This window comes from Ruegeria sp. HKCCA5491, assembly GCF_013034565.1.
Classification (GTDB): Bacteria; Pseudomonadota; Alphaproteobacteria; order Rhodobacterales; family Rhodobacteraceae; genus Ruegeria.
Genome location: NZ_WQGG01000001.1, coordinates 423,539 through 445,264 on the forward strand (window position 1 = coordinate 423,539; position 21,726 = coordinate 445,264).

20 protein-coding genes are annotated in these 21,726 nt (G+C 57.0%); 15 read left to right on the plus strand and 5 right to left on the minus strand.

All coding sequences use genetic code 11. The features are described 5' to 3' along the window. Positions 1-45: 45 nt before the first annotated feature. The 3 genes from GOV88_RS01980 (at position 46) to GOV88_RS01990 (ending at position 4,751) form a co-directional block, all read left to right on the plus strand. A complete protein-coding gene (locus tag GOV88_RS01980) occupies positions 46-1,092 on the plus strand; it encodes an ABC transporter permease (RefSeq protein WP_171121212.1) in 1,047 nt (348 codons plus the stop codon). A gap of 13 nt (positions 1,093-1,105) precedes the next feature. Next, on the plus strand, positions 1,106-2,569 hold the full coding sequence (locus GOV88_RS01985; RefSeq protein ID WP_171121211.1) for an ABC transporter permease: 1,464 nt from the start codon (positions 1,106-1,108) through the stop codon (positions 2,567-2,569). Positions 2,570-2,663: 94 nt separating this feature from the next. Continuing rightward, on the plus strand, positions 2,664-4,751 hold the full coding sequence (locus GOV88_RS01990; protein WP_171239377.1) for an ABC transporter ATP-binding protein: 2,088 nt from the start codon (positions 2,664-2,666) through the stop codon (positions 4,749-4,751). A 59-nt stretch (positions 4,752-4,810) separates the two neighbouring features. Here GOV88_RS01990 and GOV88_RS01995 read toward each other — a convergent pair whose 3' ends face one another. Further along, positions 4,811-5,395 carry a lytic transglycosylase domain-containing protein gene (locus GOV88_RS01995; protein ID WP_171123046.1) on the minus strand — a complete coding sequence of 195 codons (585 nt, stop codon included), beginning with the start codon at positions 5,393-5,395 and terminating at the stop codon, positions 4,811-4,813. 209 nt (positions 5,396-5,604) lie between these two features. Here GOV88_RS01995 and ssb point away from each other — a divergent pair, with 209 nt between their 5' ends. Both ssb and GOV88_RS02005 read left to right on the plus strand, forming a co-directional pair. Continuing rightward, positions 5,605-6,114 (plus strand): single-stranded DNA-binding protein, encoded by a 510-nt coding sequence (ssb, locus tag GOV88_RS02000; protein WP_171123044.1) that lies wholly within the window; start codon positions 5,605-5,607, stop codon positions 6,112-6,114. An 18-nt stretch (positions 6,115-6,132) separates the two neighbouring features. Further along, positions 6,133-7,203, plus strand: a complete 1,071-nt coding sequence (locus tag GOV88_RS02005; protein ID WP_171239378.1) for a site-2 protease family protein — start codon at positions 6,133-6,135, stop codon at positions 7,201-7,203. Here the strand turns inward: GOV88_RS02005 and aroB are convergent, their stop codons facing one another. Then, entirely contained in the window at positions 7,204-8,316 is a 1,113-nt protein-coding gene (gene aroB / locus GOV88_RS02010; RefSeq protein ID WP_171239379.1) for a 3-dehydroquinate synthase, read from the minus strand. Continuing rightward, positions 8,316-8,903 carry a shikimate kinase gene (locus GOV88_RS02015; RefSeq protein WP_171121205.1) on the minus strand — a complete coding sequence of 196 codons (588 nt, stop codon included), beginning with the start codon at positions 8,901-8,903 and terminating at the stop codon, positions 8,316-8,318. Before GOV88_RS02015 ends, aroB begins: the two co-directional genes overlap by 1 nt. A gap of 79 nt (positions 8,904-8,982) precedes the next feature. Between GOV88_RS02015 and GOV88_RS02020 the strand changes: the two genes are divergently transcribed. From GOV88_RS02020 to GOV88_RS02065, 10 genes are all read left to right on the plus strand, one after another. After that, positions 8,983-9,132 (plus strand): hypothetical protein, encoded by a 150-nt coding sequence (locus tag GOV88_RS02020; protein WP_171121204.1) that lies wholly within the window; start codon positions 8,983-8,985, stop codon positions 9,130-9,132. Continuing rightward, the gene (locus GOV88_RS02025) at positions 9,122-10,645 is read left to right on the plus strand and encodes a hypothetical protein (RefSeq protein ID WP_171239380.1); all 1,524 of its coding nucleotides are present in this window, start codon (positions 9,122-9,124) and stop codon (positions 10,643-10,645) included. Before GOV88_RS02020 ends, GOV88_RS02025 begins: the two co-directional genes overlap by 11 nt. Positions 10,646-10,647: 2 nt before the next feature. Continuing rightward, positions 10,648-11,601, plus strand: a complete 954-nt coding sequence (locus GOV88_RS02030; RefSeq protein WP_171239381.1) for a site-specific tyrosine recombinase XerD — start codon at positions 10,648-10,650, stop codon at positions 11,599-11,601. 63 nt (positions 11,602-11,664) lie between these two features. Beyond that, positions 11,665-12,972 carry an HlyC/CorC family transporter gene (locus GOV88_RS02035; protein WP_171121201.1) on the plus strand — a complete coding sequence of 436 codons (1,308 nt, stop codon included), beginning with the start codon at positions 11,665-11,667 and terminating at the stop codon, positions 12,970-12,972. A gap of 92 nt (positions 12,973-13,064) precedes the next feature. Continuing rightward, entirely contained in the window at positions 13,065-15,482 is a 2,418-nt protein-coding gene (locus tag GOV88_RS02040) for an FAD-dependent oxidoreductase (RefSeq protein ID WP_171239382.1), read from the plus strand. Positions 15,483-15,513: 31 nt separating this feature from the next. Further along, positions 15,514-16,113 carry an NTP transferase domain-containing protein gene (locus GOV88_RS02045; RefSeq protein ID WP_171239383.1) on the plus strand — a complete coding sequence of 200 codons (600 nt, stop codon included), beginning with the start codon at positions 15,514-15,516 and terminating at the stop codon, positions 16,111-16,113. Between the two features lie 213 nt (positions 16,114-16,326). Continuing rightward, positions 16,327-16,530: a hypothetical protein gene (locus tag GOV88_RS02050; RefSeq protein WP_171239384.1), complete on the plus strand. Its 204-nt coding sequence runs from the start codon at positions 16,327-16,329 to the stop codon at positions 16,528-16,530. A gap of 334 nt (positions 16,531-16,864) precedes the next feature. Further along, a complete protein-coding gene (locus GOV88_RS02055) occupies positions 16,865-18,301 on the plus strand; it encodes a Do family serine endopeptidase (RefSeq protein ID WP_171239385.1) in 1,437 nt (478 codons plus the stop codon). A 183-nt stretch (positions 18,302-18,484) separates the two neighbouring features. Further along, positions 18,485-19,165 (plus strand): response regulator transcription factor, encoded by a 681-nt coding sequence (locus tag GOV88_RS02060; RefSeq protein ID WP_171121197.1) that lies wholly within the window; start codon positions 18,485-18,487, stop codon positions 19,163-19,165. A gap of 49 nt (positions 19,166-19,214) precedes the next feature. Continuing rightward, the gene (locus GOV88_RS02065) at positions 19,215-20,525 is read left to right on the plus strand and encodes a HAMP domain-containing sensor histidine kinase (protein ID WP_254449138.1); all 1,311 of its coding nucleotides are present in this window, start codon (positions 19,215-19,217) and stop codon (positions 20,523-20,525) included. Here GOV88_RS02065 and GOV88_RS02070 read toward each other — a convergent pair. Both GOV88_RS02070 and GOV88_RS02075 read right to left on the minus strand, forming a co-directional pair. Further along, positions 20,506-20,973: a CYTH domain-containing protein gene (locus GOV88_RS02070; RefSeq protein ID WP_171239387.1), complete on the minus strand. Its 468-nt coding sequence runs from the start codon at positions 20,971-20,973 to the stop codon at positions 20,506-20,508. The two genes, GOV88_RS02065 and GOV88_RS02070, sit on opposite strands and share 20 nt — an antisense overlap. Beyond that, the gene (locus GOV88_RS02075; protein WP_171239388.1) at positions 20,970-21,725 is read right to left on the minus strand and encodes a ParA family protein; all 756 of its coding nucleotides are present in this window, start codon (positions 21,723-21,725) and stop codon (positions 20,970-20,972) included. The genes GOV88_RS02070 and GOV88_RS02075 overlap by 4 nt, the downstream gene beginning before the upstream one ends. Position 21,726 lies beyond the last annotated feature (1 nt).

Consider the following 21,726-nt stretch of genomic DNA (forward strand, 5'->3'; position numbering starts at 1 on the left):
GTGCGGTAAAACCACCAACACGCTAGCCTACCAACAGGGGCTACCATGGGACTTTTCATACTAAGGCGCGTCGGCATTATGCTGTTGACCGCACTGTGCCTTACCTTCCTGGTCTTCTTTCTGACCAACCTCTACCCGAACCTTGAAAAGCTTGCGAAGACGCAGGGCAATTTCAGGATGTCGGACGAGCAAGTCGAAAGCTTTCTGGAAAAAGGCGGATACCTTCAGCCAACGCCCATAAAGTACGGCGAATGGCTGGGTGTCTTGCCTTCTTACAGACACACGAATGAAGACGGCACGGTGCAAGGCAGATGTATCCTGCCCGGCAAAACAGCCGAAGAATCTCCGAATTTCTGCGGGATTTTGCAGGGGTATTGGGGATATTCGACGGTCTTCAAAGAAGAAGTCTCAACTGTTGTTGGTAACCGGCTTGCGCTTACGGGACGTCTGATGTTCTGGGTCATGCTGTTGATGGTTCCATCCGCTTTGATCCTTGGAATTCTGGCGGGCATGAAAGAAGGGTCAGCCACCGACCGGACCCTTTCGACCTTTGCGATCACCACCACGGCAACGCCGGAATATGTGTCTGGTGTTATCTTCATCGCGATCTTCACCTCGTCTGCCGTCGGGCTGAAATGGTTCAAAGGGACCGCCACGCAAGCGATGGAAAATCCAACGTTCGAGAACTTTTTCCTGCCAGTGTTGACCATTGCCCTATACGGGATGGGTTACATTGCCCGCATGACCCGCGCCTCGATGACCGAGGTGATGACGGCGCAATACATCCGAACCGCGCGCCTGAAAGGTGTGTCGTTCCCGAACATCGTTATGAAACACGCACTGCGCAACGCGCTTATCGCGCCGTTCACCGTCATCATGCTGCAGTTCCCATGGCTGCTGAATGGCGTGGTAATCGTCGAGACCCTGTTCAACTACAAGGGCTTTGGCTGGGCGCTGGTGCAGGCGGCGGGGAATAACGACATCCAGCTCTTGCTGGCGATATCGGTCGTGTCGGTCTTTGTGGTGCTGGTGACGCAGCTGATCTCGGATATCGGCTATGTCTACCTCAACCCGCGCATCCGCATTTCGTAAGGAGGGATAGATCATGGAACCACTTACCTGGACCGGCTCTATCGCCTTCCTGAACCCGTTACTGGCCATAGCCTTGGCGCTGATGGTTATTTCGATCTTGGCCTGGATACTGGCCAGCATCATCCTGCCGGAACCCCAGATGACCGTGAACCCAGATGGGACGCTGACGTCTGGATCGGGTGTGAGAAACCTCATTCAAACCGTGCTGCGCTTTAGCTTTCTGGCAAGCGTCGGGCTGGGCGTTGCCTATATCGTTCTGGGCGTCCTCATGGGAACAAGCGCCGGTATCATCGGGGCCATGGCCCAACAATTCCTGCCTGTCTGGTTGTCGCTGGTCCTTCTCTACGCCATGTCGATTGCATTCAAACGTAAGCTGGGTCTGTACGGTAAACTGTTTGACAGCCCGATTGGTATGATCGGCTTTGGGCTTGTGATGTTCTGGGTGTTTACCGGCATCTTTGGCGCGCTTGACCTGATCGTGACACACGACCCGCTCTCGCAGGTTTCGGGGATGAAAAACAAAGTACCCGGGACACCTCTGCCCAGTATAGAAGACGGGGAGTACGCCTGGTATCTGCTAGGGGGCGACAATCTTGCCCGGGACGTGTTCAGCCGTATGGTCAAAGGGGCGTGGATCGTTGTTCAGATTGCGCCGCTGGCAACGATGTTTGCCTTCATGGTCGGGATCACGCTGGGCCTGCCCGCCGGTTACTACGGTGGACGTCTGGACACGCTGCTGTCGTTCCTGGCGAACCTGATCCTGGCCTTCCCGGTGATCCTGCTGTTCTACCTGCTTGTGACGCCCGAGATCGTGGCAACAGGTGTGCCGAACTATATGGCCGCTATCCTGTTCATCTTCCCGATCATCTTCCTTGGTGTGCTTCTGAACTCGCGCTATTACACAAGGCCGACGTTCCGCACACCGCTATTGATTGGTGTTCTGGGTGTTGCGCTGTGGCTGTATCTGTCGCTGATCTCAACGAATGGCTACATCGTAAACACGGACAACTACAGCATTTGGGGACTGCCCACCTATCTGGACCTTTTTGATGTGCCCGGAGGGATTTTAGTCGTCTTTGTGTCAGTGGTTTTTGTAAACTCACCAACCGTGTTCCGTATCGTGCGCGGTTTGGCGATGGACATCAAAACCCGCGACTATGTCGCTGCGGCTCAGACACGCGGTGAAGGGCCGTGGTATATCATGCTGTGGGAAATCCTGCCCAACGCGCGGGGTCCGCTGATCGTCGATTTCTGTCTGCGGATTGGTTATACCACCATCCTTTTGGGGACTTTGGGTTTCTTTGGGCTGGGATTGCCACCGGAAAGCCCGGATTGGGGATCAACGATCAACGAAGGGCGTAAGCTGTTGTCGATCTATCTGCACCCCGCCCTGCCGCCTGCCTTGGCCCTGTTGTCTTTGGTTCTGGGACTGAACCTGTTGGCGGATGGTTTGCGCGAAGAAAGTCTGAAGGACTGATTGTGATCGAAGGCCGGGGGCTTTGCCCCCGGACCCCCAGGATATTTTTAGCCAGATGAAGGGGATCCCCTGACTCTCGCGAGGAGTAAGCAAGATGAACAAACTGGCGGATTATGACGGGCCAATTCTTGAGATCGACAAGCTGTCGATTTCGTTTTTTACCCGTTTGCGGGAAATTCCGGCCGTTATGGATTTTTCGGTCAGCGTCCAGCCCGGGGAGGCTGTCGGACTGGTCGGTGAATCCGGCTGCGGCAAGTCCACCGTCGCACTGGGGGTCATGCAGGACCTTGGCAAGAACGGGCGCATTGTCGGAGGTACCATCAAGTTCAAAGGGCGCGATCTGGCCGAGATGACATCGGACGAACTACGCGATATTCGCGGCAATGAGATCGCGATGATCTATCAGGAGCCGATGGCATCGCTGAATCCTGCCATGAAGATCGGCAAGCAGTTAATGGAAGTGCCGATGATCCATGAAGGCGTCGGTGCAGAAGAAGCCTATGCGCGCGCTCTGGAGGTGGTTACAGATGTACGCCTGCCTGACCCTGAGCGGATGCTGAACTCATTCCCACATCAGTTGTCGGGGGGGCAGCAGCAGCGGATTGTGATCGCTATGGCGCTGATGTCGAAGCCCGCGCTTTTGATACTGGACGAGCCGACAACGGCGCTGGATGTGACGGTCGAGGCTGCCGTGGTCGAGCTGGTCAAGGACTTGGGCAAGAAATACGGCACTTCGATGCTGTTCATCTCGCACAATCTGGGGCTGGTGCTAGAGACCTGCGACCGGCTTTGCGTGATGTATTCCGGTGAGGCTGTTGAGCGTGGTTCGATCCATGACGTGTTCGACGAAATGCAGCACCCTTACACGCAGGCGCTGTTCCGCTCGATCCCCCTGCCTGGGGCTGACAAGAACGCGCGGCCTCTGGTGGCAATTCCGGGAAACTTTCCTTTGCCGCACGAACGCCCGCCGGGGTGTAATTTCGGGCCGCGTTGTGACTATTTCGAGGAAGGCCGGTGTGACGCGCAGAACATTCTGATGGAGGCGGTGCCGGGCAACGACCGCCACCATACGCGGTGCCTGAAATTCAAGGAAATCGACTGGAACGCGCCGATCACTGTGTCTGAGCAGAAGGAAAAAGCGGAAATCGGCCGTACTGTTCTGAAGATGGACAACCTCAAGAAATACTATGAGGTGGCCGCAAATGCCCTATTCGGTGGCGGTGAAAAGAAAGTTGTAAAGGCCAATGAAACCCTGAGTTTTGAGGCTCATGAGTCTGAAACTCTGGCCATCGTGGGTGAGTCTGGCTGTGGCAAATCCACATTTGCCAAGGTTCTGATGGGGCTGGAAACAGCGACCGATGGTCAGATTTTGCTGGATAATCGCAACATCGAAGCTGTGCCGATCGAAGAGCGCGACGCCAAGACCGTGGGTGAAGTGCAAATGGTATTCCAGAACCCGTTTGACACGCTGAACCCATCCATGACCGTCGGCCGTCAGATCATTCGGGCGCTGGAGATTTTCGGCGTTGGGAACTCTGAGGCTGAACGCAAAAAGCGGATGCTGGAGCTTTTGGATCTGGTGAAGCTTCCACGCGCCTTTGCCGATCGAATGCCGCGGCAATTGTCAGGTGGGCAGAAGCAGCGTGTCGGTATCGCCCGCGCCTTTGCCGGAGACGCGCGGATCGTGGTTGCGGACGAACCGGTCTCAGCGCTGGATGTATCGGTGCAGGCTGCGGTCACGGATCTGCTAATGGAGATTCAACGCGAACAAAAAACCACGCTTTTGTTCATCAGCCATGACCTGTCTATTGTGCGATACCTGAGTGACCGAGTGATGGTGATGTATTTGGGTCATGTGGTCGAGTTGGGGACGACGGACCAGGTGTTCTCACCTCCGTATCACCCATATACCGAGGCCCTGCTGAGTGCTGTCCCGATCGCTGATACGTCGATCGAAAAACAGCATATCGTTCTTGAAGGCGACATTCCGTCCGCAATGAGCCCGCCACCCGGCTGCCCTTTCCAGACGCGTTGCCGCTGGAAATCCGAGGTGCCGGACGGACGGTGTGAGCATGACGTGCCGCCCGTCAAAGCCCTTGCCGACGGCCATCAGATAAAATGCCATTTGGCTGATGATATTTTGGCGCGGATGGAGCCCGTCATCAAAATTGCGGCGGAATAAACGATCATAGCGACGGAACCGGTCACAGTGCCGGTTCTTTTATCCCTAGATCGTTTGAATTACCCGCCCCAGATGACCTTTACGTAGTTCTGGGTTTCTTTGTACGGCGGAACACCACCGTGCTTTTCAACCGCCTTTGGCCCCGCGTTATAGGCCGCCAAAGCCAAGCGCCACGATTTGAACTTGCGGTACTGCCACGACAGGTAACGCGCACCACCTTCAAGGTTCTGTTTGGGATCATGCGGATTCACACCCAATAGCTGCGCAGTACCGGGCATTAGCTGCGCAAGACCCAGCGCACCCTTGTGCGATACGGCATGGGGATTCCAGCCACTTTCCTGCTGAACAAGTCGAAGAAATAGATCTTCAGGCACATTGTGCTTGCGGGCCGCTTGACGTGCCAACGAAAGGTATTGACCGCGGTACTTACCGTTATAGCGCTTGTTGAACGTCCCCGAAGCTGTTTTTCGCTTGGGCTTCAGCCGTTCGGAATCGCGATACTGAGTCGCCGCGCGAGTGTCCAAAATCTTGGCCTGCTTCAGAAAAATGTCCTTGCGGCTTTTGGTAGACAATGTCTGAGCCGCAGCCGGAACTGAAACCAGCGCAAGGCAAAACCCTAAAAACCAACCAACCAGAAAACGCATTAATGCCAATCCCGCTCGTCCACGAACCCGACCGAGTATAGATATTTCAGTAAAAAATGAAAGCTTGGTAAAAATTTTCTGAGTGATTTGCTGCTCGGTGCGGTCTTCATCAACTATGTTTTAACCGCGCCGCAGGCCGTATAGGGTCGGCAGCAGAACACAAGCGCCAGATTCGGGCGCGATCCAGTCAGACAAGAACGAGGACATACATGGCGGGTTCAGTAAACAAGGTCATTCTGGTCGGAAATCTGGGCGCAGACCCCGAGGTCCGGTCGTTTCAGAACGGCGGCAAGGTGTGCAACCTGCGCCTTGCCACGTCGGAAACGTGGAAGGACCGCAACACCGGCGAACGGCGTGACCGGACACAGTGGCACTCGGTCGCGATCTTTTCGGAACCTCTGGCCCGCATTGCTGAACAGTACCTGCGCAAAGGCAGCAAGGTTTATATCGAAGGCCAGTTGGAAACACGTAAATGGCAGGACCAGTCCGGCCAAGACCGATATACGACAGAAGTTGTTTTGCGCCCCTATCGCGGCGAACTGACGTTGCTGGATAGTCGTGGCGACGGCGGCGGACAGTCCGGCGGTTACGGCGGAGGCCAGTCTGGCGGCTATGGCGGCGGTCAGGCCGGCGGCGGTTACGGCGACCCCTACGGCGCGCCCTCTGGATCCCCTGCCCCTGCATCCGGCGGAATCGACGACGACGAGATTCCGTTCTAAGCAAAACGGAGATTGGTGATGACATGGTCCTTCTCACTCGGCCGGTTATTTGGGTCGGAACTGAGGGTCCATGTCACTTTTTTTCTGCTGCTGGCCTGGGTCGGCTTTGCGGCATACTCCAACGGCGGCATGTCGGCGGTCGTCGAGAACCTGATCTTCGTACTCGCCCTGTTTGCCTGTGTAGTGGCGCATGAATTCGGCCATGCGCTGATGGCTCGGCGTTACGGGATCAAGACTCCTGACATTACCCTTTTGCCAATTGGCGGGCTGGCTCGGCTGGAACGAATGCCGGAGAAGCCAATGCAGGAAGTCTGGGTCGCCCTTGCTGGCCCTGCGGTAAACATCGTCATCTGGATCATTCTGATTGCGTTCGGGGCCGGAATGCCTTGGGAAACGATGACGCAAATCGACAGCACGGCCCCCGGCCTTTTGAACCGGTTGGCCTATGTCAATCTGCTGTTGGCCGCCTTCAACATGATACCGGCCTTTCCAATGGACGGCGGACGGGTCTTTCGCGCCTTGCTTTGCCTTAAAATGGATCGCGTCAAGGCAACGCGGGTCGCGGCGCTTGCCGGACAAGCGGTCGCTGTGGGCTTTGGCTTTCTTGGTCTCAGCACGGGCAATCCACTGCTGGTTCTGATCGCTGTGTTTGTCTTCGTTGCAGCCAACGCAGAGAGTCAGGACGTGGTCATGCGATCTGTCGCGCGGCGGGTTATGGCGCGCGATGCGATGATCACCGAATACCAATCGCTGTCGCCGTCAGACACTCTGGCGACGGCCGCCCAAGCCGTTATTCATACCACACAGCATGAATTCCCAGTGTTGGACGCAGACGGAACGCTAAAGGGTTTCGTGACCCGCAACCGCCTGTTTGCGGCTCTGGCTGCGGAAACTCCGCGATCAGACCTCGCCATTTCCATAATGGAAGCCGATATTCCGCAGGTAGAGCTCACCAGCGGGTTGGAGACAGTTCTGGAACGTCTGCACAAAGGCGCGCCAGCCATAGCGGTTTGTACCAAGGCCGGTCACATGGTGGGCTACATTACGCGCGAAAACATCGGTGAGTTGATGGTCATCCGGGGACGCTAATCAAGCGGCGGCCAGAGCGTCCTCGAGCACCGACAAGACAGCTTCGCGCGGGACATCCGAGGTTACGAATGCCTGACCGATTCCTCGTGCCAGAATGAAGCGCAACTGCCCGTCGATAACCTTTTTGTCCTGCGCCATCAGATTGACCAATGCCTCTGCCCCCGGAAGATCGCCCGGAATGTCGGCAAGGTCCGTCTTCATTCCCATCTGACGCAGGTGCGCGCGAACGCGGCTGGGGTCTTCTTGCGCGCACAAACCAAGGCGCGACGACAGCTCAAACGCAAGCGCGCAGCCAATAGCTACACCCTCGCCATGCAGCAAGCGGTCCGAATAGCAGGTTGCGGCCTCCAACGCATGACAGAAGGTGTGGCCAAGGTTCAGCAACGCGCGATCGCCCTGTTCGGTTTCATCGCGCGCGACGATATCGGCCTTCATCTGAACCGATCGCGTCACGGCCCGGACGCGCGCTGCCATGTCGCCGCCCGATACATCGGTGCCGTTGGCCTCGAGCCACTCAAAGAACGCGGCATCGCCCAGCAGACCGTATTTTACGACCTCACCATAGCCTGACAGAAAATCCCTTTGGGTCATTGTACCCAATACCGAGGTATCAGCCAGAACCAGCGAGGGTTGGTGAAAAGCCCCGATCAGGTTTTTCCCCTGCGGCGCGTTGATCCCGGTTTTTCCCCCAACCGAACTGTCCACTTGTGCCAGCAAAGAGGTCGGGATTTGCACGAACCGAACGCCGCGCCGCAAAACGGCGGCGGCAAAGCCTGCAAGATCGCCAATGACGCCGCCCCCAAGGGCCACGACAACATCGCGGCGTTCGACTTTTTCGGCTAGCAGCCATTCGACCGCGCGCTCAAAATGCGGCCAGCTTTTGGTGGCTTCTCCGGCAGGTAGAGCCAGCGCCGACATCTCGATACCCGCATCGGCCAGACCTTCCCGCAGCGCGTCCAGATGCAAAGCTGCGACGTTTTCGTCCGTCAGAACCGCAACTTTGGGACGGTTGAGCAAAGGTGCGATCATCTTCCCCGACTGGCCCAGCAAATCAGGCCCGATCTCTACATCGTAGGATCGCTCACCCAGCTCTACATGTACGGTTTGGTGCATTAATTCCGTTCCAAAACATCCGGGCGCGTCATCAAGGCATCGACGACCCTGTCCACCATATTTTCTATCGACGTCTCTCCGTCAGAAGTCACCGAGAGGTCGGCTTGCGAATAGACCGGCACACGTTCCTCATACAAGGCGCGCAACGTCGCATGAGGGTCCGCTGTGCGCAGCAAGGGCCGCGTGTCCTTGTGCTTGACCCGATTCCACAGCACGTTCAAATCGGCCTTTAACCAGACAGAAACCCCGCGATCGGTAATCATCTGGCGATTCTGACCGGCCAAAAACGCCCCGCCGCCGGTGGACAGAACACCTTTTTCTTCGTCCAGAAGCCGCCCAATGACCTGACTTTCCTTCGCACGAAAAAACGGCTCACCGTCGCGTTCAAAGATTTCCGGGATAGTCATATTGGCCGCCGATTCGATCTCGGCATCGCTATCGAGGAACGGAACACCAAGCCTTGCAGCCAAAGCACGGCCAACGGCTGTTTTACCAGCCCCCATCATACCTACCAAAACCACTGTTTTGTGCAGTATGAAGCTGTGATCGTGTTCGGACGTCACGGTGTTATGCTTAATTTCGCTCATTTCACCGTGAATGACGTGATCTTAAGAAAAATGCCAGTTATAACTTGGACAAAACACAAAATTGAGGCAGCGTTGAGCAATGGGTCGTCTGATCAAGTTCCTGATATATCTGGTTTGCCTGTGTTTCATCGGGCTGGTGGGCTACGCCTATCTAGGCCCTCTCTTCGGCGTGGATTTTTCCTCCCCGCAGCAAGAGATACGAGAACCGGTAATCCTGAATGTCGAATAAGGCCGCAGTTGCTGCGCTGTTTCTCGCCACTTCGGTCCACGCGCAGCAGGAACCTCTTTCTGTTATTGAGTGGCTGAGCGAGCCACCCGAAAACCTGCCGGGTACTGTCTTGCTGGAACCACCGGTGACACAAACAGGTCTCGGACCCAAGGTCGAGGTCACGCGTCTGGAGGCGCTGTCGCATCCCTTGGGTCTTGTTTCATCGAACGTAACTGGCCTGCCCATCGGTCTTTGGCAGAACAGCGAAACGGATCGTCTGGCAGAACTGATCGCCCGAGTCCCGGTCAAGTACAACCCGGCCATGCAACGCCTGCTGTTTACCTTGCTGTTGTCGGAGGCGCGCGCGCCGTCCGGACCCGAGGCCGAAGAAACACTATTGCTGGCACGTCTGGACAGGCTGATGCAGCTAGGGGCGGCTGATCCGGCGCAATCTCTCGTTCAGCTTGCCGGCCCGACCAACAGCCGCGAGCGTTTCAAACGCTGGTTCGACGCGACCTTGCTGACCGGTGACGAAGACCGAAGCTGCACCGCATTGATTGCCCAGCCCCACTTGTCACAGGACTATGCCGCGCAGATTTTCTGCAAAGCCCGCCGGGGGGATTGGCCCTCTGCTGCGCTCACCCTGGAAGCCGCGCACGCGCTAGAGGTCTTGCCCCCCGAGGATCTTGATGTCCTTGACCGGTTTCTCAGCCCGGAACTGTTCGAAGACGCAGAATACTTGCCGCAGCCGGAAAACCCTGATCCGCTGAGCTTCCGCCTTTACGAAGCCATTGGCGAGCGTTTACCCTCTGCCTCTCTGCCCCGAGTCTTTGCGAACGCCGATCTGCGCGACGTTGCAGGCTGGAAAGCCCAGATCGAAGCGGCTGAGCGTCTGACGCGTGTGGGTGCGCTGACACCGAACCAGTTACTTGGGCTCTATACGGAACGATCCCCGGCGGCCTCAGGTGCCGTGTGGGACAGGGTCACAGCGGTTCAACAATTTGAAACCGCGTTGAACTCGGGCGACCCGACCGCCATCACAGAGGCATTACCCATCGTATGGGAGCAAATGCGCAGCGTCGGGCTAGAGGTGCCATTTTCGGAACTGTTCGCAGGTCAGTTGTCTCACGTCACATTGGACGACCCGGCGGTCGAGCAATTGCGGTGGCGGATTATGCTGTTGTCTGACCTTTACGAAACTGCGGCCCTTTCCGCCCCCGATCAGTCAGAGGAAAGTCAGTTTCTGGCGGCGCTGGCGCAAGGTGATCCCGGGCGCGCCCCGTCCCCCTCTCCGTTGGCGGATGCGGTGGCAGAAGGGTTTGCATGGGCCGCGCCAGTGCCTTCGGACATCAATGCCCTGCTGTCCAATGACCAGTTGGGCGAAGCGATCCTTGAGACGATGGAGCTTTTCGCGCATGGCTCGCGCGGGAACCTTGTTGATCTGACGGCGGCTATTGCCACGTTGCGCCTCGTGGGTCTTGAGGACACCGCGCGACGCGCTGCACTGAACCTGTTGATCCTGCAGGGCACCTGATCATGACCGCCCCCGCCACTCAGGAGCTTTGGATTTCCACGTTTCTACAGGCACAAGCGGCCGAATTAGGTGCAGCCACGAATACGCTGCTGGCATATGGCAGGGATCTGAAGGACTTTGCCGAATGGTTGGATCGGCGAAAAACCGGTTTTCCAGAAGCAAGCCGCGACCAGATCGAGAGCTACCTGATCTACTGTGACGCGCAGGGGCTTTCACAATCCACCCGTGCGCGCAGGCTTTCAGCTATCAAACAGATTTACCGATTTGCGTTTGAAGAAGGCTGGCGTGAGGCCAACCCCGCAATTCAGATCAAAGGACCGGGCCGTCAAAAGCGCCTGCCAAAAACGCTGGACGTGCCCGAAGTCGACCGGTTGTTGCAAGCAGCGCGCGAAACCGGGCGTACCAAGGAAGATCGTGTGCGCAACACCTGCCTGATGGAACTGCTATACGCCACCGGAATGCGCGTGACCGAACTGGTTTCTTTGCCTGTGTCATCGGCACGGGGTGATCCACGCATGCTGCTGGTTCTTGGCAAGGGCGGCAAAGAGCGGATGGTCCCGTTGTCTCCACCCGCACGAGAGGCGCTTGCCGCGTGGTTGAGTGTGCGGGATGAGACCGAGGATCAAAAAGTTTCAGATGGCGCTCAGCGCTCAAAATTCCTGTTTCCCTCGCGTGGTAAATCCGGGCATCTGACGCGGCATATGTTCTTTCAACTGATCAAGGACCTTGCGGTTCAAGGGGGCGTTTCGCCCGAAAAAGTCACGCCACACACGTTGCGCCATGCCTTTGCAACACATTTGCTGGCCAACGGCGCAGATTTGCGTTCGATCCAGACTTTACTTGGCCACGCTGATGTTGCGACCACGGAAATTTACACGCATGTACTAGACGAACGGCTTGCCGAACTGGTGTACGAGCATCACCCGCTTGCCAAAGACCCCGTCGACAAGGGCTAACCCCTTGATCTGCAGGGGCAGCGCCCCCATAACCATTGCAGCAACACGAACAACCAAGGACCGATGGAACCCTCTTCTTCTCTGATCGACGGCGCATTCTGGTTTACGACCGGCGCCATTCTGTTTTTGCTCGTCCTTTCGGGCTTTTTCTCGGGTTCTGAAACAGCGTTGACCGCCTCGTCGCGCGGCAAGCTACGGGCGCAGGCCGACAAAGGGTCACGCGGGGCGCAAAAGGCGCTGGATATCACCGATGACAACGAACGCCTGATCGGCTCGGTCCTGCTGGGCAACAATTTGGTGAACATCCTCGCGGCGTCTTTGGCCACCGCTTTGTTCACGCGTCTCTTTGGGGAAAGCGGCGTCGCTTTGGCGACACTGGTCATGACCCTTCTGGTTCTGATCTTTGCCGAGGTTCTGCCCAAGACCTACGCCATCACCAACGCAGAAAAAGCGGCCTCGGCCGTGGCCCCATTGATCAGCGTAGTGGTGACCGTGTTTTCCCCGGTCGTTTCCGCGGTGCGCTTGCTGGTGCGCGGCGTTTTGCGCCTGTTTGGGGTGCAGATCGACCCCGACAGTAACATCCTTGCGGTACGAGAAGAGATCGCAGGCGCGCTGCAACTGGGCCATTCCGAAGGAGTTGTTGAAAAAGAAGATCGCGACCGCATTCTGGGTGCTTTGGATCTGGGTGATCGAACCGTGGAAGAAATCATGCTTCATCGCTCGAACATTGAAATGATCGATGCAGAGGATACGCCCGAGGTTATCCTACAGCAGTGCCTGAAAAGCCCCCATACCCGCCTGCCCGTTTTCCGGGATGAGCCTGAAAACATCGTGGGTGTCGTTCATGCCAAGGACTTGTTCCGCGCCATGTATGCGCATGCAGGCAGCAGCGAAGGGGATGCAAACCGGCTGAAAGAGTTTGATATCTCAAAGGTTGCCAACGACCCGTATTTCGTCCCTGAAACAACGACTTTGGACGACCAGATGCGAGAATTCCTGCGGATGCACAGCCATTTTGCGCTGGTCGTGGATGAATATGGTTCGCTGCGCGGTCTGATCACACTGGAAGATATCCTTGAAGAAATCGTGGGTGAAATTGCCGACGAATTCGATCTTGAAGAGGACGTCCCCGTTACGCGAACCGAGGACGGTCAGTTTTTGGTCGAAGGAGCGATGACAATCCGCGACGTGAACCGTGCGATGGAATGGTCCCTGCCCGACGAAGAAGCCAACACCGTCGCAGGTCTGGTTATTCACGAGGCGCAGATGATCCCGGTAACGGGCCAGGTTTTCTCGTTCCACGGCTTCCGCTTCGAAGTCACGGCGCGCGAGGGCAACCGGATAACCGAGTTGAAAATCCGCCCTCTCTGACGCGCGACCAGCGACACAGCATGTCGGGAACGGAACAGTAAACCCAAGCCTGCGCTTGCAGGCTCGGGCCGAAACCGGATGGAGGCAGCAACGTGAAGACGACAACGCAGGTGGCGGTCATTGGGGGTGGTGTTGTCGGGTGCTCGGTCCTGTATCACCTGACCAAACTGGGCTGGTCAGACGTGATGCTGCTGGAGCGGTCCGAACTGACCAGCGGCTCCACATGGCATGCGGCAGGCGGTTTTCACACGCTCAACGGCGACACCAACATGGCCGCCCTGCAAGGCTATACCATCCGTCTTTACAAGGAACTGGAAGAGATCACCGGCATGTCCTGCGGCCTGCATCATGTGGGCGGTGTTACGCTGGCCGACAATCAGGATCGGTTCGACATGCTGCTGGCCGAGCGTGCCAAGCACCGCTTCATGGGCCTTGAGACCGAAATTGTGGTCCCCGAAGAGATCAAGAAAATTGCGCCTATCACCAACACGGATGGGATAATCGGCGCGCTTTATGATCCGCTGGATGGCCACTTGGACCCGTCCGGCACAACTCATGCCTATGCCAAGGCTGCCCGCATGGGCGGTGCAACCATCGAAACACATTGCATGGTGCATGAAACGCTTCAACGGCGGGACGGAACTTGGGATGTCGTCACCGACAAAGGCACGATTCATGCCGAACATGTGGTCAATGCCGGTGGTCTTTGGGCGCGCGAGGTCGGCGCCATGGCAGGTGTGTATTTCCCGCTACACCCGATGGAGCATCAGTATCTGGTCACCGACTCGATTCCTCAGATCGAAGCCATCATTGATGCAGGGGGCGAACACCCGCATGTGATGGACCCCGCAGGCGAAAGCTATCTGCGGCAGGAAGGTCGGGGCTTGTGCATTGGGTTTTATGAGCAACCCTGCAAACCCTGGGCCGTGGATGGGACCCCGTGGGAGTTTGGGCACGAACTCCTGCCGGACGACTTTGACAAGATCACCGACAGTATCGAATTCGCCTATCGCCGCTTTCCTGTTCTGGCCGAGGCCGGTGTGAAATCGGTGATCCATGGGCCGTTTACCTTTGCGCCAGACGGCAACCCTTTGGTCGGACCTGTGCCGGGGCTGCGGAATTACTGGTCGGCCTGCGGTGTGATGGCCGGGTTCAGTCAGGGCGGTGGCGTTGGACTGACGCTGGCCCAATGGATGATCGAAGGCGAACCCGAACGCGATGTCTTTGCCATGGACGTGGCACGTTTCGGCGACTGGATCGGCCCCGGCTACACTCGCCCCAAGGTGATCGAAAACTACCAGAAGCGATTCAGCGTCGCCTACCCGAACGAGGAACTACCCGCCGCCCGCCCGAACCGAACGACGCCGATGTACGACATCTTCAGTGATCTGGGCGCGGTCTGGGGCCAGCAATACGGGCTGGAGGTGCCCAACTATTTCGCCCAAGGCGAAGAGCCGGACTATGAAACCCCCTCGTTCCGACGCTCGGATGCATTCTCGGCGACGGGCCGCGAGGTCAACGCTGTCCGCAACGGCGTCGGTATCAACGAGGTGCACAACTTCGGCAAATATCGCATCTCTGGCGCCAATGCGCGGGCATGGTTGGATCGGATCATGGCGGGGCGAATTCCACAACCGGGACGATTGTCACTGACCCCCATGCTGTCGTCTAAGGGCAAGTTGATTGGCGACTTCACCATATCCTGCCTTGGCGACGAAGAATTTCAGCTCACCGCCTCTTATGGCAGCCAAGCGTTCCACATGAGGTGGTTCCTGCAAAATCAAACCGACGGCGTGATCATCGAAAATGTCAGCGATCGTTTGAACGGGTTTCAGATCGCCGGTCCCAAGGCCGCCGACGTGTTATCAGCCTGCACGCGAGACGACGTCGCAATCCTCCGCTTTCTGGATGTGCGGCGCATGACAATCGGTATGACGGACTGCATCGTTCAACGGGTCAGTTATACCGGCGACTTGGGGTTTGAAATCTATTGCGATCCCATGGCGCAGAGGCAACTTTGGTGGACTTTGTGGCAGGCTGGGCAGCCTCATGGCATGGTGCCCTTTGGGATGCGCGCCATGATGAGCCTGCGTCTGGACAAGTTCTTTGGGTCCTGGATGCGCGAATACTCACCAGATTACACCGCAGCAGAAACAGGGCTGGACCGCTTCATTGCATTTTCGAAAAACGTGGATTTCATCGGCCGTGCGGCGACCGAATTAGAACGTGCCGAAGGCCCGGCACGCAGACTTGTGGCCTTTGAAGTTGACGCGGACGACACAGATGTAAACGCATATGAGCCGATCTGGCTGGGCGGTCAGGTCGTCGGCTTCTGTACATCTGGCGGATATTCGCACTATGCCAGAAAATCGGTGGCGATGGGGTTCCTGCCAGTCGAAGAAATCAGCGACGGGCTTGAGGTCGAGATCGAAATTCTCGGCCAGTTGAGGAAGGCTCGAGTGATTTCGGAACCACTATTTGACGCGGATGGCGCACGCATGCGGGGATGACATACGTCCCCGGCAGCGGCATTCTAGCCACATGATTCCGTTACCCATTATCCTTTTGGCCGCCGGACAGTCACGTCGTATGGGTGGCAAGGACAAGCTATTGCAAGCTGTTGACCGTATGCCTTTGTTGCGTCGCTCACTCGAAACGGCGCTGCAGGCCGGGCCGACCATCGTCGCCCTTCCTCCAAAGCCGCACCCGCGTTACGACGTGATCAAAGGTCTGGACGCGCAGATGGTAGAAATTCCAGATGCTGTCGAAGGAATGAATGCCAGCCTGCGCGGAGCGATGCGGCACGTCCCACCTGAAGCCACCGCCGTCATGGTTTTGTTGGCAGACTTACCCGATATCACGCCCGGTGACCTGAAAGCAGTGATCGACACGGTTCAACACCATCCGGACAACCTAGTTTGGCGCGGCGCGACGGCTAACGGAAAACCCGGCCATCCAGTTGTTTTCCACCGATCACTATTTGATGACCTTGCAAGACTGACGGGCGATGAAGGCGCACAGGCCGTTGTCCGGGCACATGCTGACCGCGTGTGCCTTGTTCCCCTACCGGATCAAAACGCGTTGTTGGACTTGGACACCCCGGAAGACTGGGATGCATGGCACCAAAAAAGAAACGCCTGAAAAGAACACGGCCCGGTCTTTTCAGACCGGGCCGGTGCCCAAAACAGGACTACCACTTTTCATCAATCCTGAAAGCGCGGCCATTTGTGCCATGTAGCACGCTGGCTATTCCGCCGCTGAACCTAAACAAGACCCCCTCGTTAACATGCCGCTCAGCGCTTCCAGTGACTGTGACGGCCGTTGGCACCCCCTAGTGCCTTCGGCTCCCCTCGCTTGGGCCTGATCATCGTCACCCATCGCGCCGGATCAGACAACGGGAAACTGGAAAGAACGGTAAATTTTCGACGTATCAGAATGGTTTTTGCGCAACATCCTGCCGAAGAAAAAACAATCATTGAGGGAACCGAAATTTGTGCTAACGGCGCTAAAATCGCCATTATGAGCGCTCTTATTCAACTAAAGACCAGTCAATTTTAGGCTTGTTGAAGCCAGTAAAGACTAAACCCCATACCTGGTCACAACCAAAACACGAGCGATTGCCAAAGGATCTGTGGATCCGTTCCTTTGTTAACCAAACTGTTTCAATTCAGCCCTTTTCAGGCATTGCCCGCATGTGCGTCAACAATCCGGTGATTCGAGCCGTTGATTCGCCTGGGCGCACGAAGTCTTACCGCCCAACCCGCGTATAAGACGGGCCCAATGTGGCGAAATTAAGATTTCTTAATCTTTCAAACAGGAAACACAAAGACTGATACGTCATCTGCTGATGTAACGCGCGGCCGCAACCGCGTGATACAAACAGGAGACCAATATGAGCATCCGTAAATCCTCTCTTCTTACGCCACGCACGTCCAATTGGGTGGGTGTCACCGCACTGAGCACCGCTCTGCTTGCGACGACTGCCCTGCCCTCGAAAGCGGACGAAGCACTGGCCGATCTGGTTGAGAGCGTGTCACCATCCGTCGTGACGATCATCGCGGAACAGGACGCCACCGCGGTTCCGGCCAGAGGACAGGACTTTGATTTTGAAAGCCACCCGTTCGGTGAATTTTTCAAGCGGTTTGGTACGCCAGAAGGGTTCAACGCCCCGCAACGCGGCCCGGCACAAGGTCTCGGATCGGGCTTTGTTCTGGATGAGGCAGGATACATCGTCACCAATCACCACGTTGTCGACAACGCGTCCAACGTCACCGTTCGCCTGAGCGACGATCGCACCTTTGACGCCGAGGTTGTCGGGACCGACCCGCTGACGGACATCGCAGTTCTGAAGATCGACGCGGGTGAGTCCCTTCAGGCCGTTGAGTTGGGCGACAGCGACGTGATCCGCGTGGGCGAAGACGTTGTGGCAATCGGCAATCCCTTCGGCCTGAGCTCGACCGTGACAACGGGCATCGTTTCGGCCAAGGGTCGTAACATTTCTCAAGGACCATATGCCGAGTTCATCCAGACCGATGCGGCAATTAACAAGGGCAATTCAGGCGGACCGCTGTTCAACATGGAAGGCGAAGTTGTCGGCGTGAACTCGGCGATTTATTCGCCCAGCGGCGGGTCTGTTGGCCTAGGCTTTGCGGTGACCTCAAACATCGTGGAACATATCACTGCCGACCTGCGTGATGACGGTCAGGTCAGTCGTGGTTGGTTGGGTGTTTCGATCCAGAATGTCAGCCCTGAAATTGCCGCAGCGATGGGAATTGATGCCTCAAAAGGTGCGCTGGTTTCCGAAGTGGTCGATGGAAGCCCGGCCCAGGGAATCCTGGAACAGGGCGATGTCATTCTGACCTTCAACAATGAATCCGTCGACTCCAGCAGCGACCTGCCCTTATTGGTCGGCACGACGAAGGTGGGGACTGACAGCACTTTGACAGTTCTGCGCGATGGCAAGGAACAAAAGCTTGAGCTGACCATCGGCCAGCATCAAAGCGCCTCGGCAGACATCGACAAATCCGTTGATGAAACCATCTCGGGGACCGCATTGGGTGTAACCGTCGCACCGCTGACCGATACGACCCGTGCCGAGATGGGAGTGGGTGAAAATGTCAACGGCGTCGTCGTGACCGACCTTACGCCCGAAAGCCCGGCGGCCAAGGCTGGCCTGCAACGCGGCGACGTGATCGTGAAACTTGGCGGGCAGGAAACCGTTTCGCCGGATGCGCTGAAGGCCGCACTCGACAGCGAAAAGACCGATCCTGCGCTGGTTTTGATCAATCGTGGCGGCAACCAGATCTTCGTCGCGGTTGAAATCGCCTGATCAGACACCCGCGCGCGCCACGTGATGGGGAATATCTGGCGTGCGCCTCCCCGGCGGATTGAATTGTCCGCTATCTGCCGGGACTGCCGGGTGCGCAACGACGCACCCGGCACGTTCTTTCCCTAAAACCAGTGCTTTACCCGAAATTTTGTGTTTAAATACCGGTAGAAAGGAGTTCGGACCATGAGCCGTCGCCTGCTGATCGTTGAAGACGATGAAGACACCCGCGAGTTCATCGCCAAAGGGTTTGGCGAAGAGGGCTATGTGGTCGAACAGGCCGCTGATGGCCGTGAAGGTCTGTATCATGCCACCGACGGCGGGTTTGACGCCATTGTGCTGGACCGGATGCTGCCGGGGCTGGACGGGTTGTCGCTGATCCGATCCCTTCGGGCTGCGGGTCTGAAGACCCCCGTCCTGATGCTCACCGCGATGAGCGCAGTTGATGAGCGGGTTAAGGGGCTGCGCTCGGGCGCGGATGACTACCTTGTAAAACCGTTCTCTTTCCAAGAGCTGCACGCGCGGATCGAAGCGTTGTTGCGGCGCCCTCAGGAGGCCGAAGAAAACGCGACCTTGACCTGCCGCGACCTTGAGATGGACCTGCTGACCCGCAAGGTCACGCGCGACGGGCACGAGGTTTCGCTGACCCCGCGAGAGTTCCAGATCCTTGAGTATTTTCTGCGCAGAAAGAACCGCGTGGTGTCGCGCACGATGCTGCTTGAGGGTGTCTGGGATTACCACTTCGATCCGAATACGAACGTGGTTGACGTCCATATCTCAAAACTGCGGCGTCAGTTGGATGAAGGTGGCGGACCGCCTTTGATTGAAACCGTCCGGGGTGCCGGCTACATGATCTCTGATGGATAACCTTCAACTTTCCTTCAATAATTCCCGAACGAGATTGGTTTTCGCCAGCATGGTCCTCAGCACCTTGCTGACAGCGACGGTGCTGGCTTTGGTCTATGTCACGGCCAACCGCAGTATCGAAGGTGAAACACGATCGGTTGTATCCGCCGAACTGACCGGGTTGGCCGATGAATACGAAAGACGCGGCCTTATAGGTCTGTTGACGGCCATCGAACGCCGCTTGCCCTCAGCGTCCGAGAGGGATGCGCTGTACCTGTTAACCGATCGCTTTGGCGCGAAGCTTGCAGGCAATCTCAAACAATGGCCTGCGGACGTCACCGCCGGCAGCGGATGGGTGGATCTTGAACTTCGGCGCGCCGACAATGATGAACTGGTCCCCATTTCCGCCGCCTCGATCCGCTTACCGGGTGGTGAACGTCTGCTGGTCGGACGGGACGCCCTGGCGCGGCAGCAGTTTGACAGGGTTCTGTTACGCTCGGTTGGCATAGCACTGGCGATTGCCCTTGCGCTCAGTGTCTTAACAGGGTGGTTGTTTACACGACTGGTGTTCTCTCGCCTGTCAGATATAGCCAGCACCGCCGAGAATATCGTGTCCGGAGACTTGTCCCGGCGTATGCCCCTACGCGGGACAGGTGATGAGTTTGATCAGGTGGCCCGCACGCTCAACACCATGCTGGACAAAAACGAGGAACTGATCAGCAATCTGCGCACGACCTCAAACTCGATCGCGCACGACCTCAGATCCCCTCTGTCGCGCCTGCGCCAGAGAATTGAAACCCTGTCCGACCCAAGCAAAACTGATCTGGACCGCGAGATTGATGTGGCACGAGCCGCAGCGGAAATTGATCATGTTCTCAGAGTGCTGGGCCAGCTTACTGACATCTCGCGTGCCGAGGCCGGTGTGGGACGCGAGCAATTTGAAATCGTCGACCTGCAACAACTGGTTGGCGATGTTGTTGAACTTTATGAACCCGTGGCCTCGGATCAAGGAGTTCAGATCACCGTCAATGGAACGGCAAGACCAATTCAGGGTCACCGCCCTTTGCTGTCGCAGGCCCTGTCAAACCTGCTGGAAAATGCAATGCGCTATGCACCTGAAGATACATCCATCGACATAACAATTTCCGAGGATGGCCCGTTCATGTGCATGAGTGTCCGCGATCACGGCCCCGGCGTTCCAGACGAAGACCTGCCCCGCCTTCAAGTGCCGTTCGTCACGCTGGATCCCGCACGTACCGAACGAAACGCGGGGCTTGGGTTGGCACTGGTTGCCGCGATCTCGCACATGCATGGCGGTGCTTTCATGGCCTCAAACAGCAACCCCGGCCTGCAAGCGACCATCAAGCTGGGACGCCATTAGTCGCCATTGTCTTATTCTTGTACCGGTTGTCCGACGTCACGTCTGCGCCGAACCAATCCGGGGGCGTAAAGGCCACCGCCTCGGCCTCGGTCGAAAACTCGACCTCGACAAGTTGCAGCGGGGCTAGGTCCCCTTGAAACACATCCAGTTCAAACACACGCCCATCCGAGAGCACGCCGGTATACCTCTCTTTCTCGACCCGGCGTCCTTCGGTTTCAGGCCAAAAGGTTTCGAACTGCTCGGCTGAAATTTCCGCCTCACGCTCGACCCGAACCATCGAGCCACCGCCCTTGAGGGTCAGGTAGTAGTGATCGTTCTTCTGCCGAAGGCGCAATTCGGCCGAATCGTTAGGAGATGTCAGATAGCCCTGCCGCACGATGGCCTTATCCGCACGGCTTAAATCCGGCAGGTCAGCCACAAGGAATTTGCGTTCGATTTCGGTACTCATTTGTCTGAAACCACTCCGTTTTCCAACTCATCATAAAGCGCGCGATACGCGGCACTGGCCGCGCTGCGTCCCGCATAGACGCTGACGGGCGCCCTATTCTGCCCCATCCGCTCGGCATCCGCGGCAAACGGGACCGACGCCTGCAAGAACCGTTTTCGATACAGTTTTCGCATCACCATCATCGTTTCCACATGCAACGTCTTTCGGCGTTGGACCATCGAAAAGAAGGCGCGTAATTTTTTCTTTGGCAGCCCCTTCTGATCAAAGAAATTCACCAGTTGGTCGAAGGTCCGTTCGGACAGTGTCGTCGGTATGACGGGTACAACAATCTGGTCTGCGGCTTTGAAAATGTTCTCGGACAAGGTCGAAAAATTCGGCGGGCAGTCCAAAACGATCACGTCATAATCACTGCCTGCCGCAACCAGAGCTTTCTTCAACCGCGATCTCTTGTTGCGCATCCGAGACAGAAACACATCAAAGTCGCGAAAGGTCATATTCGCCGGCAGAACGTCCAGCCCTTCGAAATCGCTGGCACGGATAGATTTGGTAAAGCGCTCTACATCCTCGAAAAAACGGGCATCCGTCAGTTTCTTCGAAGGTTTGACACGCAGATAAAATCCTGACGCCCCTTGCGGATCGAGATCACACAGAAGAACAGTTTTCCCTGCCTTCGCATAGGCATAGGCCAGATTGACCGCAGTCGCAGTTTTTCCAACGCCGCCCTTGTTGCTGTAACAGGCTATGATCTTCAAT